Annotated in this window: 14 protein-coding genes; 4 read left to right on the forward strand and 10 right to left on the reverse strand. The window is 68.0% G+C overall.

Annotation, left to right across the window (positions count from 1 at the left end; genetic code table 11):
• Positions 1-49: 49 nt before the first annotated feature.
• The 3 genes from cmk to trpS form a co-directional block, all read right to left on the reverse strand.
• On the reverse strand, positions 50-682 hold the full coding sequence (gene cmk / locus ACFE87_RS10895) for a (d)CMP kinase (RefSeq protein ID WP_375459651.1): 633 nt from the start codon (positions 680-682) through the stop codon (positions 50-52).
• Positions 679-2022, reverse strand: coding sequence for a 3-phosphoshikimate 1-carboxyvinyltransferase (aroA, locus tag ACFE87_RS10900; RefSeq protein ID WP_375459652.1), 1344 nt, complete (start codon positions 2020-2022; stop codon positions 679-681). The genes cmk and aroA overlap by 4 nt, the downstream gene beginning before the upstream one ends.
• Before the next feature lie 155 nt (positions 2023-2177).
• On the reverse strand, positions 2178-3215 hold the full coding sequence (trpS, locus tag ACFE87_RS10905) for a tryptophan--tRNA ligase (protein ID WP_375459653.1): 1038 nt from the start codon (positions 3213-3215) through the stop codon (positions 2178-2180).
• A 204-nt stretch (positions 3216-3419) separates the two neighbouring features.
• Between trpS and ACFE87_RS10910 the strand changes: the two genes are divergently transcribed.
• Complete coding sequence (locus tag ACFE87_RS10910) at positions 3420-4424, forward strand: alpha/beta fold hydrolase (protein ID WP_375459654.1); 1005 nt, start codon at positions 3420-3422, stop codon at positions 4422-4424.
• A 150-nt stretch (positions 4425-4574) separates the two neighbouring features.
• On the opposite strand, the gene fabI is transcribed toward ACFE87_RS10910, so the two are convergent.
• A complete protein-coding gene (gene fabI, locus ACFE87_RS10915) occupies positions 4575-5396 on the reverse strand; it encodes an enoyl-ACP reductase FabI (protein ID WP_375459655.1) in 822 nt (273 codons plus the stop codon).
• A gap of 109 nt (positions 5397-5505) precedes the next feature.
• Positions 5506-6729, reverse strand: coding sequence for a beta-ketoacyl-ACP synthase I (gene fabB / locus ACFE87_RS10920; RefSeq protein ID WP_375459668.1), 1224 nt, complete (start codon positions 6727-6729; stop codon positions 5506-5508).
• 148 nt (positions 6730-6877) lie between these two features.
• Here fabB and ACFE87_RS10925 point away from each other — a divergent pair, with 148 nt between their 5' ends.
• Positions 6878-7495, forward strand: coding sequence for a GNAT family N-acetyltransferase (locus tag ACFE87_RS10925; protein WP_375459656.1), 618 nt, complete (start codon positions 6878-6880; stop codon positions 7493-7495).
• An 89-nt stretch (positions 7496-7584) separates the two neighbouring features.
• Here the strand turns inward: ACFE87_RS10925 and fliJ are convergent, their stop codons facing one another.
• Both fliJ and fliI read right to left on the reverse strand, forming a co-directional pair.
• Positions 7585-7995 (reverse strand): flagellar export protein FliJ, encoded by a 411-nt coding sequence (gene fliJ / locus ACFE87_RS10930; RefSeq protein ID WP_375459657.1) that lies wholly within the window; start codon positions 7993-7995, stop codon positions 7585-7587.
• 39 nt (positions 7996-8034) lie between these two features.
• A complete protein-coding gene (gene fliI, locus ACFE87_RS10935) occupies positions 8035-9372 on the reverse strand; it encodes a flagellar protein export ATPase FliI (RefSeq protein WP_375459658.1) in 1338 nt (445 codons plus the stop codon).
• Between the two features lie 327 nt (positions 9373-9699).
• Here fliI and ctrA point away from each other — a divergent pair, with 327 nt between their 5' ends.
• Entirely contained in the window at positions 9700-10401 is a 702-nt protein-coding gene (gene ctrA / locus ACFE87_RS10940; protein WP_375459659.1) for a response regulator transcription factor CtrA, read from the forward strand.
• Between the two features lie 93 nt (positions 10402-10494).
• On the forward strand, positions 10495-10887 hold the full coding sequence (locus tag ACFE87_RS10945) for a hypothetical protein (protein WP_375459660.1): 393 nt from the start codon (positions 10495-10497) through the stop codon (positions 10885-10887).
• Between the two features lie 23 nt (positions 10888-10910).
• On the opposite strand, the gene ACFE87_RS10950 is transcribed toward ACFE87_RS10945, so the two are convergent.
• The 3 genes from ACFE87_RS10950 to secA form a co-directional block, all read right to left on the reverse strand.
• Complete coding sequence (locus ACFE87_RS10950; RefSeq protein WP_375459661.1) at positions 10911-11912, reverse strand: ABC transporter substrate-binding protein; 1002 nt, start codon at positions 11910-11912, stop codon at positions 10911-10913.
• 17 nt (positions 11913-11929) lie between these two features.
• Positions 11930-13081: an isocitrate/isopropylmalate dehydrogenase family protein gene (locus ACFE87_RS10955; protein ID WP_375459662.1), complete on the reverse strand. Its 1152-nt coding sequence runs from the start codon at positions 13079-13081 to the stop codon at positions 11930-11932.
• Positions 13082-13107: 26 nt separating this feature from the next.
• A partial coding sequence (gene secA, locus ACFE87_RS10960) for a preprotein translocase subunit SecA (RefSeq protein WP_375459663.1) occupies positions 13108-15494 on the reverse strand: 2387 nt, incomplete at its 5' end.

Genomic DNA, 15494 nt, shown 5'->3' on the forward strand with positions numbered 1-15494 from the left:
GCAGTATGCGAGAAACGTGCAAGTCGGCCGGCGCCCGGGCCGGACGGGCCTAGGATCGGGCGGATTCCACGATCTCGAGCGCCTTCGCGAAGGCCGCATCCGCGTCGAGCGCGGTCGTGTCGAGGTGGCGCGCATCGGGCGCGGCCCGCATCGGCGCGGCAGCCCGGTCGGCGTCGCGGGCGTCGCGCCGGAGGATGTCGGCCAGGACCGCCTCGAAGGTCGTGGTCTCGCCAGTGGCCGAGACCTCCCGGAAGCGGCGGCGCGCCCGCTCCTCGGCCGAGGCCGTGACGTAGAGCTTCACGTCGGCCTCGGGGCAGACCACGGTTCCGATGTCGCGCCCATCGAGCACCGCCCCGCCGGGCTGCGTCGCGAAGCGGCGCTGCCAGGCGAGAAGCGCGTTCCGAACGGCTTCGTGCACCGACACGACCGAGGCGGCCTCGCCCATCTCCACACCGCGGAGGCGGGAGGCGTCGAGCTGTTCGGGCGCTAGGGACGCGGCGACGGACGCCGCGGCTTCGGCATCGGAGAGTGCGATGCCGCGGTCCATCATCACCCGGGCGACGGCCCGGTAGAGCAGGCCCGTATCGAGATGCGGGCAGCCGAGATGCTCCGCGAGGCGGCGGGCGAGCGTGCCCTTGCCGGAGGCGGCCGGGCCGTCGATCGCGATCACCGTCGCGCTCACGTCCGGAACCCGGCGCCGAGCCCCCGCATCAGCGGCAGAAAGGACGGGAAGCTCGTCGCGATCATCGTGCCGTCGTCGACGGTCACAGGCTCGCGGGCGCCAAGCCCCATCACCAGGAAGGCCATGGCGATGCGATGGTCGAGATGCGTCTCGACCGTGCCACCGCCCGGCACCGGGCCGCCGTCACCGTGAACGAGAAGGTCGTCGCCCTCGATCTCGGCCCGGATTCCATTCGCCACGAGGCCGGCCCAGACCGCCGCGAGACGGTCGGATTCCTTGACCCGCAATTCGGCCAGACCCCGCATTCGGGTAGTCCCGCGGGCAAAGGCTGCCGCGACCGCGAGGATCGGATACTCGTCGATCATCGTCGGCGCGCGGGCGGCCGGGACATCCACGCCGCCGAGGGGACCCGCCGTGACATGCAGGTCGGCGATCCCCTCGCCACCGAGGTCGCGCCGGTTCTCGAGCCGGATATCGGCGCCCATCTCGAGCAGGGTCTTGAGGAGCCCGGTCCGGAGGGGGTTCGTCATCACGTCGACGATGACGATCTCGGATCCCGGCACGACGAGCGCGGCGACGAGCGCGAAGGCGGCCGAGGACGGGTCGCCCGGGACAACGATGTCGGCAGCGCGCAGGATCGGCTGGCCGCGGAGCGCGATGCGGCGGCCCTCGCCGGCAGGCTCGACAGAGATCTCCGCCCCAGCATGGGCCAGCATGCGCTCGGTATGGTCGCGCGTGGCCTCGCGCTCGATCACGGTCGTGAGGCCGGGAGAGTTCAGCCCGGCGAGCAGCGCGGCCGACTTGATCTGGGCAGACGGCGCCGGGGTCTCGTAGGTGATCGGGATCGTCTCGGCCGGCCCCCGCAGGGTCAGCGGCACGCGGCCGCCTTCGCTCTCGCGCTCGACGATCGTGCCCATCCGGACGAGCGGGTCGAGGATGCGGCGCATCGGCCGGCTGCGGAGCGACGCATCGCCGTCGAAGGTGGTGGTGATCGGGTGCGAGCCCGCGACGCCCATCATCAGTCGCGAGCCGGTGCCGGCATTGCCGAAATCGAGCGGCCCCTCGGGCTGGGCGAGGCCGCCGATGCCGATGCCGGTGACGCGCCAGCGCCCATCGCCCTCGCGCCGTGCGTCGCCGCCGAAGGCCCGCACGGCGGCGGCCGTGCGGATCACGTCCTCGCCCTCGAGCAAATTCTCGACCCGGGTCTCGCCGATCGACAGGCAGGCGATGATGAGCGCGCGATGCGAAATCGACTTGTCGCCCGGCATCCGGACGCGCCCGCGAAGGGGCGAACCGGGCGCTGCGGTCACGGGATCGGCGGGAAGATGGGGGGAGGTCACGGCATCGCTCGCGAGAGGAGGCGGCGCTTAGCATGAGGGCAGGCGGGCGTCACCCGCCACCCGTCATTGCGAGCGCAGCGAAGCAATCCAGGGCCGGCGCGCGGACAGCGCCTGGCTTGCTTCGTCGCTCGCGCTCCTCGTGATGACGGATTTTGTCAGCGCCGGATCAGCCCCACCACGTCCTTGACCTCCGCCATGGTGCGCTCGGCGATCGCGCCCGCGCGCTCGGCGCCGTCGCCGAGGACCGCGTCGATATGGCCGGGATCGGCCATGAGCCGGCTCATCTCCTGGCCGATGGGCCCGAGCTTCGCGACGGCGAGATCGACCAGCGCCGACTTGAAGCGCGAGAATTGCGCGTTCCCGAATTCGGCGAGCACGTCGGCCCGGGCCGTGTCCGCGAGACCGGCATAGATCCCGACGAGGTTCTCGGCCTCGGGGCGTTTGGCGAGCCCGGCCTCCTCCGAGGGAAGCGGCTCGGCGTCGGTCTTGGCCTTGCGGATCTTCTGGGCGATCGCCTCGGCGTCGTCCGTGAGGTTGATGCGCGAATTGTCCGAGGCGTCCGATTTCGACATCTTCTTCGTGCCGTCCCGGAGCGACATCACGCGCGCCGCGGGGCCGCCGATCAGGGGCTCGGTCAAGGGGAAGAAGGCGTCGCCGAAGCCGCGCTCCGCGATCTCGGCCGCGAAATCGTTGTTGAACTTCTGGGCGATGTCGCGGGTCAGCTCGAGATGCTGCTTCTGGTCCTCGCCGACCGGCACATGCGTCGCGCGGTAGACGAGGATGTCGGACGCCATCAGGCAGGGATAGTCGTAGAGCCCGACCGACGCGTTCTCGCGATCCTTGCCGGCCTTCTCCTTGAACTGGGTCATCCGGTTCAGCCAGCCGATCCGGGCGACGCAGTTGAAGATCCAGGCAAGCTCCGCATGCTGCGGCACCTGGCTCTGGTTGAAGACGATGTGGCGTTTGGGATCGATCCCGGCGGCCAGGAAGGCGGCCGTGACCTCGCGCGTCTGGGCGCGGAGGTCGGGCTGGTGCAGGGTCGCCGTGATCGCGTGCAGGTCGACGACGCAATAGATGCAGTCGCGGCTCTCCTGCAGCTGCACGAAGCGCCGGATCGCGCCGAGATAATTGCCGAGATGCAGGTTGCCGGTGGGCTGTACGCCCGAGAAGACCAGCTCCTTGAAATCCGCCATGTTTCCTGTCCGCCACCTGTGGCGCGGCCTCTACGGGCCGGGGGTCGGTAAGGCAAGCGTCGGTAAGGATCAGGCCTCTGCGCTTCGCTTAGCCTTCCGCGAGGCTATCGCACTCGGCATGGCCAGCCTCTCCCTCCCCGGAGGGGAGGGAAAGGCGCGGAGCCACCCCATATCGTCCGAACCGAAGCCCAGAGAGCAGCACCCATGCCCCTGTCCCGCCTTGCCATCCTCGCCGTTGTCGCGCTCGCGGCCGGACCCGCGCCGGCCCAGACCACCGCGCCCGAGCCGATCGGCATCGCGCTGGAAGGGTTCCGCTATCCCCACCCGGTGGCCTACCTGCCCGTCACCCATGGCGGCGAGAGCCTGCGGATGGCCTATATGGACGTGGCCCCGACGGGACCGGCGAACGGCCGCAGCGTCCTCCTCCTGCACGGCAGGAACTTCCCGGCGAGCTATTGGGAGCCGGTCGCGAAGGCCCTGTCCGGCGCCGGCTACCGGGTCGTGATCCCGGACCAGCTCGGCTTCGGGAAATCCGCGAAGCCCGGCACGCATGTCACCTTCGACGACATGGCCCGGAACACCGCGGCCCTGCTCGATCGGCTCGGCATCGCGTCGGCCGACGTGGTGGCGCATTCGATGGGCGGGATGCTGGGCGTGCGCTTCACGCGCAGCTATCCGGCCAAAGCCGGCCGGCTCGTGCTGCAGGCGCCGATCGGTCTCGAGGATTACCGATTCTACGTGCCCCCGGTCGAGACCGAGCACCTGGTGGAGCAGGAGCGCGCGCTGACCGCCGACGGGTACCGGCGCCAGCTCCTCAGCAATTACCGGCTGTCCGACCCGGCCCAGGTCGAGCCCTATGTCGAGCTCCGCGAACGCATCAGGGATTCGGGCGAATACGAGCGCTGGCTCCGCTCCTTCGCCGGATCCTACCAGGCGATCTACCGCGAACCCGTCGCGCACGAGATCCCGCTGATCGAGACCCCGGTCCTGTTCGTCATGGGAGCCCGCGACAACAACGCGCCAGGGCGTCCGCTCGCCCCCGAGCCGCTGCGCGCGAGGATGGGCCAGAACGCGAAGCTCGCGGGGGACCTCGCGGCCCGCATGAAGAATGCCCGCGCCACGATCTACGAGGAGGCCGGCCACATGGTCCATCTCGACGCGGAGGCGCGGTTCAACCAGGAGGTGTTGCGGTTCCTGGCCGGCGGGTGAGATCACCGAGTTGAACCGGCTTGCGTCCTTCGAGGCCCCGCTCCGCGGGGCACCTCAGGATGACGATCGTGGTGGAATCCACTCTCCTCGTGATGCTGAGGTGCGAGCCGAGGCGAGCCTCGAAGCAGCGCACCCTTTCTGGCGGACGGGCTACACCTCGGTCGCGCCGGCGGCTTCCTGCACCTTCAAGACGTCGGGCCGGGGCATCGAGATGATGCTGTAGCCGGAATCCACATAGTGGATCTCGCCCGTGACGCCGCCCGAGAGCTCCGACAGGAGGTAGAGGGCGGAGCCTCCGATTTCCTCGGTCGTCACCGTGCGGCGCAGCGGCGCGTTGGCTCGCTGGTAGTTATACATGAAGCGCGCATCGGCGATGCCGGCCCCGGCGAGCGTCCGGACCGGACCGGCCGAGATCGCGTTCACCCGGATCCCCTGCGGCCCGAAATCGCCGGCGAGATAGCGAACCGAGGCCTCGAGCGCGGCCTTGGCGACGCCCATGACGTTGTAGTTCGGCATGAGCCGCATCGACCCGCCATAGGTCAGCGTGATCATCGCGCCGCCGGTCTTCATCCGGGCGGCGGCACGCTTCGCGATCTCCGTGAAGGAGAAGCACGAGATCATCATCGTGCGGGCGAAGTTCTCTCGCGTGGTGTCGGCGTAGCGGCCCTTCAGCTCGTTCTTGTCGGAGAAGGCGATGGCGTGGACCACGAAGTCGAGCCCGTCCCAGCGCTCGTCGAGCGCCGCGAAGACGCGGTCGACCGAGGCCAGATCCTCGACGTCGCACGGGACCACGATGTCCGAGTCGACCGACTTGGCGAGCGGCGCGACGCGCTTGCCCAAGGCATCGCCCTGATAGGTGAAGGCGAGTTCCGCGCCATGCTGCGCCAGAACCTTCGAGATCCCCCACGCGATGGAATGATCGTTCGCGACGCCCATCACGAGGCCGCGCTTGCCCTGCATCAGCCCCGCCACGTCGCCTCGCTGCTCCCGCCTAGAACCCTTCCAGCCGATGTAGCCCGGCCCCGCGCGCCCTGTCCATGCACGACGAAAGACGGGGGCGGACGGATGCCCGAGACGGGGCTCAGGCGTCGGGATGCTTCATCACGATGGTGGCGTTGGTGCCGCCGAAGCCGAAGGAATTCGACATCACGCAGCCAAGGGTCGCGTCGTCGACGCGCGCCCTCACGATCGGCATGTCGGCGAAGGCCGGATCGATCTCCTCGATATGGGCGCTCTCGCAGATGAAGCCGTTCCGCATCATCAGGAGCGAATAGATCGCCTCCTGCACGCCCGTCGCCCCGAGCGAATGGCCGGTGAGCGACTTCGTGGCCGAGATCGGCGGGCAAGAATCCCCCGAACCGAAGACCTCGCGGATGGCCTCGATCTCCTTGTCGTCGCCGACCGGCGTCGAGGTCGCGTGCGGGTTGATGTAGTCGACCTTCGGGCCGACGCCCTGGAGCGCCATCCGCATGCAGCGCACCGCGCCCTCGCCGGACGGGGCCACCATGTCGTGGCCGTCCGAGGTCGCGCCGTAGCCGGCGATCTCGGCGTAGATATGGGCGCCGCGGGCCTGGGCGTGTTCCAGCTCCTCCAGCACCACGACACCGGCGCCGCCCGCGATGACGAAGCCGTCGCGGTTCTTGTCGTAGGCACGGGAGGCGCGAGCCGGGGTATCGTTGTATTTCGTCGACATGGCGCCCATCGCGTCGAACAGCATCGAGAGCGACCAGTCGAGCTCCTCGCAGCCGCCCGCAAAGATAATGTCCTGCTTGCCGACCTGGATCGTCTCGTAGGCGTTTCCGATGCAATGGTTCGACGTCGCGCAGGCGGACGAGATCGAATAGTTCACGCCCTTGATCTTGAACCAGGTCGCGAGGGTTGCGGACGCGGTCGACGACATCGATTTCGGCACCGCGAAAGGCCCGATCCGCCGCACGCCCTTGTTGCGGGCGATGTCGGCCGCCTCGACCACCGTCTTGGTCGAGGGACCGCCCGAGCCCATGATGATCCCGGTGCGCTCGTTCGAGATGTCGCCGGGCTCGAGCCCGGCCTCCCGAATCGCCTGGTCCATCGCGACATGGTTCCAGGCCGTACCGCCGGCGTGGAAACGCATGGCGCGCCGGTCGACGAGCTCCTCCGCATTCAGCTGCGGCGCGCCATGGACCTGGCAGCGGAAGCCATGGGTCACGTAATCCTCGGCGCGGCTGATGCCGGAACGCCCGTCGCGCAGGGAGGCCAGCACCTCCTGCGTGTTGTTGCCGATGGACGACACGATGCCCATCCCGGTGACGACGACCCGCCGCATCATGCGCTCCTTCGGCCTCCCCGGCCGATGCTCACGTAAGCGCGATGAGGCCCGTTCTCAACCGGGGCCATGACGGGCCGACGACAGTCCGGGTGGTCAAGTGAGGTCCGCCGCCGTAATCATCCCCCCAAAGTCTGCTGAGGAATCCGTGCTCGCCCGCCCTTCCCCCAAACCGGCTCCCGCCTCGGACGGCCTGATCGAGCTTCCGCCCGGAAAGATCGCGGCCGTCGCGACCTATCTCGAAATGCGTACGACGGCGCCGACCCCTTCGACGGCCCGGCCGCTCGTCGGCCGGCTCGAACGAATCGCCGGCAATCTGGCCCGCTACCGGGCGCTCTACGCCCGCATCGGCGAGCCCTGGCTCTGGTTCAGCCGCACGATCCTGCCGGACCATCGCTTGCGGGCGATTCTGGAACATCCGGCTGTGGAAGCGATGGCGCTCGTAGTGGAGGGACAGGATATTGGCCTGGCCGAACTCGATCGCCGCCATGCCGGCGAATGCGAGCTCTCCTTTTTCGGGCTCGTGCCCGAGGCCTGTGGCCAGGGCATCGGCCCGGCGCTGATGGACGAGGCGATCCGGCGCAGCTTCGCACGGCCCATCCGCCGGCTCTGGCTGCATACCTGCACGCTCGACCACCCGGCCGCGATGCAATTCTACCTGAAATGCGGTTTCCGGCCATTCCGCCGCGCGATCGAGATCGCGGACGATCCCCGCCTCACCGGGCATATGCGCCGCGAGGCCGCGCCTCTGTTTCCGATCGTCTGATTACGCCGCCGCTCATACCGGCGAAAGCCGGTACCCAGCAGCCCCCATCTGGATCCCGGCTTTCGCCAGGATGGGCGGTTGGAGACTTCCTACGCCCGCATGGCCCGGGCGAGACCGATCCGGTCCATCGCCGCCTGCTCCCGGGCGGCATCGGCAACGCGCTCGGCCGTGCGTTCGCGGGTCTCCAGGATTTCGACCTTCTTCAACGCCTCGAAGGCCTCGCCGAGTTCGGCCTGGGCGTCGGAGAGCTGCGTTTTCAGGTCGTCGGCGGAGCGTTTGAGGTTGTCGCGGCGGGTGCGGGCCGCCTTGGCGTAGGTCGGGTAGGCGAAATGGCCGAGGTCGGAGATGCCGGATTTCTGCTCCTCGGCGGCGATTTCGCGGTCGAGATCGCCGGCCATGCGGTCGAACTCGGCCACCATCGCCTCGATCTGCACGACGCGGCGGCGTTTCTCGTCCACTTGAAACCGCTTTAGGCGGATAAGCGTATCGCGCGACTTCATCGGTCCCAACTCCACACGCGGGCCAGGACCACGCGACCGCTACGGGGTCGCCAGGATCTCGGCCAGGCGACGGTAACCATCGGCAATGGAGGTTGACTCTTCCTTACGTTGACCGAGGAAGCGCTCAAGCTGCGGCATCAAAGCCACAGCCTCGTCCACTTCGGCGGAAGCCCCGGCCCGGTAGGCGCCCAGACGAATGAGTTCCTCCATGTCGGCATAGGTGGCCAGCAGCCGCCGGGCCCGGGAGACCGATTCGAAATATTCCGGGGCGCAGGAGCGCGGCATGGTGCGGGAGACCGAACGGAGCACGTTGATCGCCGGATACCGCCCGCGCTCGGCGATCTCGCGCGTCATCACGATGTGTCCATCGAGGATCCCCCGGACCGCATCCGCGATCGGCTCGTTGTGGTCGTCTCCCTCGACCAGCACGGTGAAGAGGCCGGTGATCGCGCCCTCGCCGAGACCCGGCCCGGCCCGCTCGAGAAGGCGGGGCAATTCGCTGAACACGGTCGGCGTGTAGCCCTTGGCGGTCGGCGGTTCGCCGGCCGCGAGGCCGATGTCGCGCTGGGCCATGGCGAAGCGGGTCACCGAATCCATCAGGCAGAGGACCGAGAGCCCGGCATCCCGGAAATGCTCCGCCAGCGTCAGCGTGAGATAGGCTGCGTTGCGGCGCATCAGCGCCGGCTCGTCCGAGGTCGCGACCACCACCACGGAGCGGGCGAGGCCCTCCGGCCCGAGATCGTCCTGGAGGAATTCCTGCACCTCGCGCCCGCGCTCGCCGACGAGCCCGATGATGGTGACGTCGGAGGCGGCATAGCGGGCCATCATCGAGAGGAGGACCGACTTGCCCACCCCGGACCCGGCGAAGATGCCCATCCGCTGCCCGCGGCAGGTGGTCAGGAACGTGTTGATGGACCGGATGCCGAGATCGAGCGGCTCGCCGACGCGGCGCCGCGCATGGGCGGCGGGCGGATCGGCCCGGAACGGATAGGAGACCTCGCCCTCAGGCATCGGCCCGAGCCCGTCCGCCGGGCGGCCGAGCGCATCGACCACGCGGCCGAGCCAGCCGGCGGTGGGCCGGATGCCGGGAGCGCTCGCGCGGGTCAGCGCCTCGCAGCCGCGGCGCACGCCCTGGAGCGAGCCGAACGGCATCGCGAGCGCACGGTCGCCCGAAAAGCCGATGATCTCGCAGGCGACGCGGCCGCCGCCGTCGATCCGGATGTCGACCTGGCCACCGACCTGCATGGCCGCGATCGGTCCCGCGATCTCGACCAGAAGCCCGCGCACCGCCGCGACACGGCCGAAGATGCGCAGCGGCTCGATCTCCGCAAGGGCGGCGGTCGCCTGCGCGATCCGCGTCCGGCTCGGCCCCGACATCCCCATCCTGTCCGCTCCGGTAACCTTCTGTTTACCCGGCTCGTTAACATTGGCGAAGGCGAAGCCGTCACCCCGACCGGGTGCCGAGCGCCGCGAATCCCCCCTCAAACGAGACATTTGGCGCGCAACCAGCAAACCCGAAAGACACTGTGTCAGGCGCAAGTCCCGGTAAACGGTTTCATGACCCTTGCGCCAAGGAATCAGGGTTTGTTAACCAACAAGCGTCAACGTCGCGAATCGAAATGGGGATGTCGCCTGCCGCAAGGATTGCGGCGAGCGGGCGGCTCTGTTTGCCCAAATGCCTAGGGCCCAGGCTGGGGAACTAACATGCGTGTACTCCTTGTCGAAGACGACAGCGCTACGGCACGCTCCATCGAGCTGATGCTCAAGTCCGAGAACTTCAACGTCTACACGACGGATCTCGGCGAAGAGGGCATCGATCTCGGCAAGCTCTACGATTACGACATCATCCTGCTCGACCTGAACCTGCCCGACATGTCGGGCTACGAGGTGCTCCGCAATCTCCGGGTCGCCAAGGTCAAGACGCCGATCCTGATCCTGTCCGGCATGGCCGGGATCGAGGACAAGGTGAAGGGCCTCGGTTTCGGGGCCGACGATTACCTGACCAAGCCCTTCCACAAGGACGAGATGGTCGCCCGCATCCATGCGATCGTGCGGCGCTCGAAGGGCCACGCCCAATCCGTCATCACGACGGCCGACCTCATCGTGAATCTCGACACGAAGACGGTCGAGGTCTCGGGCTCGCGCGTCCATCTCACCGGCAAGGAGTACCAGATGCTGGAACTCCTCTCGCTGCGGAAGGGGACGACGCTGACCAAGGAGATGTTCCTGAACCATCTCTATGGCGGCATGGACGAGCCGGAGCTGAAGATCATCGACGTCTTCATCTGCAAGCTCCGGAAGAAGCTCGCCAATGCGAGCCAGGGCAAGAATTACATCGAGACCGTCTGGGGCCGCGGCTACGTGCTGCGAGAGCCGCACGACGCCGAGGAACGGATCGCCGTCTGAACGGTCGCGCCAGTCTGAACGGGCGGCAACGGCACCGTTCAATGCCGATATAGCCACGCTTCGCTAGCGTCCTTCGATCGAGGAGGATCGAGCATGCGCAGCTTGTTGGTCGGTGCGGTTCTGAGTGGCCTATGCCTCGTCTCGGGGGCGCTCGGCGCAGCGGCAGCCCAGCCCTGGTCCGGCCCGGACGGCGGCGGCGCCGTCACACCCGTCGCCGATTACCCGGATCCGCGCCCCCTCTACGACGACGACCCGCCGCCCCCTTTTCGTCCCTACGCTCCCGGGCCGGAGAGCTATGAGGGGCCGCCGCGCAGCTACGGCCCGCCGATGCGGGGCCGCTACGAGCCGGACGAGCCCGAGCCGCGCTACCGGGACTACCGGGGTGCCGTTCCGGAAGCCGAGGACGGCTACGGCCCGCCCCGGCCAACCCGGCGCTGCTGGATCCGCCAAGGCTATGACGGGCCCGAGCGCGTCTGCCGCCCGTAGGACGTCAGCGCCGGGAGACCTTCTCAATTGGCGGGCTTCGCCTCGGGAAACAGCATCTCGGTTTTCCAGTCCTTCGGCGTCGGCTTCAGCATGCCGGTCTTCGCCATGAAATCGGTGAAGGCCGCGAGGTTGAACACGTCGGTCGTGAAACGCACCGCAGGGTCGTTCATGATCTCCATGATCTCGGCCTTGGGCGCCCTGTCCTTGCTGAGCCGGAGATAGATGTCGGCGGCGGCCGACTTGTCCTTGTTGATCAGGTCGGTCGCCTCGTCGAGCGCGGCCAGGAAGGCGCCGTAGAGTTTCGGGTTGTCACGCCGGAACCGGCCCGTCGCCGCGATGACGTTGAACGAGGACGGCCCGCCCAGGATCTCGACCGAGTTCGTGATGGTCCGGATGCCGGCCTGTTTCAGCTGCCGGGCCTGGAACGGGTAGGACGAGAAGTTGGCCACGATTTCGGTGCCGCCGCCCAGCATCATGCCGGTCGCGTCCGGATGGGCGAGCGAGGTCGTGAGCGGGTCGAGCTTGGCGTAATCCTTCTCCCCGAATGCCTTGGCGGAGGCCATCTGCAGCAGCAGCGCCTGCATCGACACCTTGACGGCCGGCAGCGCGATGCGGTGCTCCGGCTTGAAATCCTGCAGGGTCTTGATCGAGGGTTCGCGCACGTTGAGGAAAAGCGGCAGGGCGTTGAGCCCGGCCGCGGCCCGGACGTCGTCGCGGCCGCGGGTCTTCGACCAGATCGTGGCGAGGCCCGGGATGCCGAGGCAGACGAAATCCAGGCTGCCCGAGATCAGCGCGTCGTTCATCACGTCGCTGGACCGGAAGGTCGCCCATTCCACCGCGACCTCGCCGAGGCCCGCGGCCGCGGCCTGTTTCTCGACGAGCTTCTGGTCCTCCATGACCATGAGCTGCAGGTAGCCGATACCGTATTGCTTGGCGGCCCGGACGCGGTTGGCTTCGGCGAGGGCCGGTAGCGCGAGGACGATGGCGGCGAGTGCCGCAATGGTGCGGAACGCGAATCGATGCATGGTCCTGCCTCCCTTTTTTATGCGTGAGCCGAGCGCTCCGCCTTGACTCTCGGGGGCGCCCGGTCGGCCTCGCCCAATCTGACCGCCTCGGCGACGATCCGTCCGATCTCGACCGTGCCGTCCTGCCCGCCGAGATCGTAGGATCGCACGCCCTTCTCACCGAAGGCGAGGTCGACGCTACGCTCGATCGCGGAGGCGGCGAGCCGCGCGTCGGCGCTGCCATGCCGCTCGCCGAGCCAGTCCAGCATCAGGGCGGCGGACAGGATCATGGCGGTCGGGTTGGCGATGCCCTGACCGGCGATGTCCGGGGCGGAGCCGTGGCTCGGCTGGAACAGCGCATGCTCGTCGCCGATATCGGCCGACGGCGCGAAGCCCATGCCGCCGATCAGCCCGGCGCCGAGATCGGACAGGATGTCGCCGAACAGGTTTTCGGTCGGCAGGACGTCGAAATCCCAGGGACGACGGATCAGATCGAGCGCCATCGCGTCGACGTAATGGTGGCCGGCCTCGATGTCCGGGAAGGCGGCAGCGGCCTCGTGGAAGACCCGGCGCATGAAGGCGAAGGACCGGAACACGTTCGCCTTGTCGACGAGGGTCACCCGTCCGGGCGTGCCGCGCTCCTCGCGGCGACGCCGCGCCAGCCTGCAGGAGAAGGCCGTCAGCCGCTCCGTCGTCCGCCGGGTGATGACCTGCGTGTCGCGCGCCTCGCTGTCGTCGTCGGCCACGATCCCGATGCCGCGCGAGGCGAACATGCCTTCGGTGGATTCGCGAATGATGACGAGGTCGATCTCCGCCCAGCGCGGATCGGCGAGGACCGGCCGGACGCCCGGGATGGCCCGGATCGGCCTCACCCCGGCATAGAGGTCGAGCCCGACCCGAAGATCGAGCTGCGGCGCGATCTCGGTCCCGTCGGCGAGCCGGATGTCGGGCCAGCCCATGGCGCCGAACAGGATCGCGTCCGCCGCCCGGGCCCGGTCCATCCCGTCCGCCGGGAGTGTCGCGCCGGTCTCGCGGTAGTAGAGGGCGCCACCCGGAACGGTCTCGAAGCGGAAACCGAGGCCGAACCGCTCTTCGGCTGCCCGAAGGACGGCGATCGCCGCCTCCGTCACCTCGGTCCCGATCCCGTCCCCGGGCATGACCGCGATCTCGAAGGCGTTGCCCCTGCCCATCCGGTCCCGCCCCTTTTTGCCCGGGTCTAGGCCGTGAAGCGCCCGTGGCAATGCTTGTATTTCTTGCCAGAGCCGCAAGGGCAAGCCTCGTTTCGGCCGACCCGGCCCCAGGAGGACGGATCCTGCGAATCGCGCTCCATCAGCGCGCCGTCGGCCGGAATGGCCTGCGCGGCATAGCCGAGTGCCGGCCCGGCCCCGCCGAAGGAGCCGGTCGCGTGACCGTCGAACTCGTTCTCGCCGGTCGCGGGATCCCGATGTTCGGCGAACATCATCGGCAATTCCATCGGCTCGGGCTCCTGGAAGACGACGTCCACCCGCATCAGCTGCGAGGTCACCTGCTCGCGCAGATGCCCGATCATTTGGTTGAAGAGGTCGAAGGCCTCGCTCTTGTATTCGTTCAGCGGGTCGCGCTGGGCATAGCCGCGCCAGCCGATCACCTGGCGCAGGTGGTCGAGCGTGACGAGATGCTCGCGCCAGAGATGGTCGAGCGACTGCAGCAGAACCTGCTTCTCGACATAGGTCATCACCTCGGAGGTGTTCTTCTCGACCCGCTCGCCATAAGTCGCGTTGGAGAGGGCCCGCAGACGCTCGCGCATCTCGTCGTCGGCGATTCCCTCCTCCTTGGCCCAATCCTCGACGGGTGCCTCGAGGTTGAGGGTGTCGGCGACCTGGACGGCCAGTCCTTTCGCATCCCATTGCTCGGGATAGGCATCCTCCGGGATATGCGCCGAGACGAGATCGTCGATGACGCCGTGGCGCATCTCGTCGATCGTCTCGCGGATGCTCTCGGCCCCCATGAAGTCGCGGCGCTGCTCGAAGACGACCTTGCGCTGGTCGTTCATGACGTTGTCGTATTTCAGGATGTTCTTGCGGGTGTCGAAGTTGCGGGCCTCGACCTTCTGCTGCGCCTTCTCGATCGCCCGGTTGATCCAGGGATGGACGATCGCCTCGTCCTCCTTGAGGCCGAGCCGCGTCAGCATGCCGTCCATGCGTTCGGACCCGAATATCCGCATCAGGTCGTCCTGCAGGGACAGGTAGAATTTCGACCGGCCCGGATCGCCCTGGCGGCCCGATCGTCCCCGCAGCTGGTTGTCGATCCGCCGCGATTCGTGGCGCTCGGTGCCGATGATGTAGAGCCCGCCCGGCAGAGCGTGCTTGCGGCCGGCCTCAGGATCGGCCGCCTCGCCGGACTTCAACACGACCGAACGGCTCGCCTCGATCTCCTCCCGGATGGTGGCGACCTTGGCATCGTCCTGGACGCCGTCGACGGTTGCCTCCTGGGCGATCCGCATCTCGATATTGCCGCCGAGTTTGATGTCCGTGCCGCGCCCGGCCATGTTCGTCGCGATCGTGATCGCGCCCGGCACGCCGGCCTCGGCCACGATGTAGGCCTCCTGCTCGTGGAAGCGGGCATTCAGGACGGCGAATTGCTTCGTCGGCTTCTGGCTGCGGGCGCCCTCGTAGAGCTTGGCCAGCGCCTCCGCGTCCCCGAAATCGATCTGCCGGTAGCCGGCCTGGATCATCAGTTCGGCGATGAGTTCGGACTTCTCGATCGAGGCCGTGCCGACCAGGACCGGCTGCAGCCGCTCGTGCGCACGGCCGATCTCGGCGATGATCGCCCTGTATTTCTCGTTCGCGGTCCGGAAGACCTCGTCGTCCTCGTCGAGCCGAGCGACGTCCCGGTTGGTCGGAATCTCGACCACCTCGAGCTTGTAGATCTCGGCGAATTCGTCGGCCTCGGTCGAGGCCGTGCCGGTCATGCCGGCAAGCTTTGAATAGAGCCGGAAATAGTTCTGGAAGGTGATCGAGGCGAGCGTCTGGTTCTCGGGCTGGACGGTCACCCGCTCCTTCGCCTCGAGCGCCTGGTGCTGGCCTTCCGAATAGCGCCGGCCCTGCATCATGCGGCCCGTATATTCGTCGATGATGACGATCTCGTCGTTGCGGACGATGTAGTCCTTGTCCTTGTGGAAGAGCTTGTGGGCCCGCATCGCCTGGTTGACGTGATGGACGAGCGTCACGTTGCCGGCGTCGTAGAGGGTGCCCTCCTTGAGGATGCCAGCCTCGCGCATCAGCTCCTCGATCCGCTCGTTGCCGCTCTCCGTCAGGTTCACGGTGCGCTGCTTCTCGTCGAGGTCGTAATCCTCGCGGGCGAGCTTGGGGATCACCTGGTCGATGGCGAGATAGAGGTCGGAGCGGTCGTCGATCGGGCCCGAGATGATGAGCGGTGTGCGGGCCTCGTCGATCAGGATGGAATCGACCTCGTCCACGATCGCGAAATGATTCCCGCGCTGGACCATGTGCGCGAACTCGTACTTCATGTTGTCGCGCAGATAGTCGAAGCCGTATTCGTTGTTGGTCCCGTAGGTGATGTCGCAGGCATAGGACTGGGCGCGCTCGGCATCGTCGAGCCCGT

The organism is uncultured Enterovirga sp. (assembly GCF_964242715.1).
GTDB lineage: Bacteria > Pseudomonadota > Alphaproteobacteria > Rhizobiales > Beijerinckiaceae > Enterovirga.

What these genes read in the sequence shown, in the direction of transcription:
- ACFE87_RS10955 (WP_375459662.1), bottom strand. Translation starts at nt 13,081, where the DNA reads ATGGGCAGGGGCAACGCCTTCGAGATCGCGGTCATGCCCGGGGACGGG.
- fabB (WP_375459668.1), bottom strand. Translation starts at nt 6,729, where the DNA reads ATGCGGCGGGTCGTCGTCACCGGGATGGGCATCGTGTCGTCCATCGGC.
- ACFE87_RS10910 (WP_375459654.1), top strand. Translation starts at nt 3,420, where the DNA reads ATGCCCCTGTCCCGCCTTGCCATCCTCGCCGTTGTCGCGCTCGCGGCC.
- ACFE87_RS10950 (WP_375459661.1), bottom strand. Translation starts at nt 11,912, where the DNA reads ATGCATCGATTCGCGTTCCGCACCATTGCGGCACTCGCCGCCATCGTC.
- ACFE87_RS10945 (WP_375459660.1), top strand. Translation starts at nt 10,495, where the DNA reads ATGCGCAGCTTGTTGGTCGGTGCGGTTCTGAGTGGCCTATGCCTCGTC.
- fliJ (WP_375459657.1), bottom strand. Translation starts at nt 7,995, where the DNA reads ATGAAGTCGCGCGATACGCTTATCCGCCTAAAGCGGTTTCAAGTGGAC.
- fliI (WP_375459658.1), bottom strand. Translation starts at nt 9,372, where the DNA reads ATGTCGGGGCCGAGCCGGACGCGGATCGCGCAGGCGACCGCCGCCCTT.
- trpS (WP_375459653.1), bottom strand. Translation starts at nt 3,215, where the DNA reads ATGGCGGATTTCAAGGAGCTGGTCTTCTCGGGCGTACAGCCCACCGGC.
- ctrA (WP_375459659.1), top strand. Translation starts at nt 9,700, where the DNA reads ATGCGTGTACTCCTTGTCGAAGACGACAGCGCTACGGCACGCTCCATC.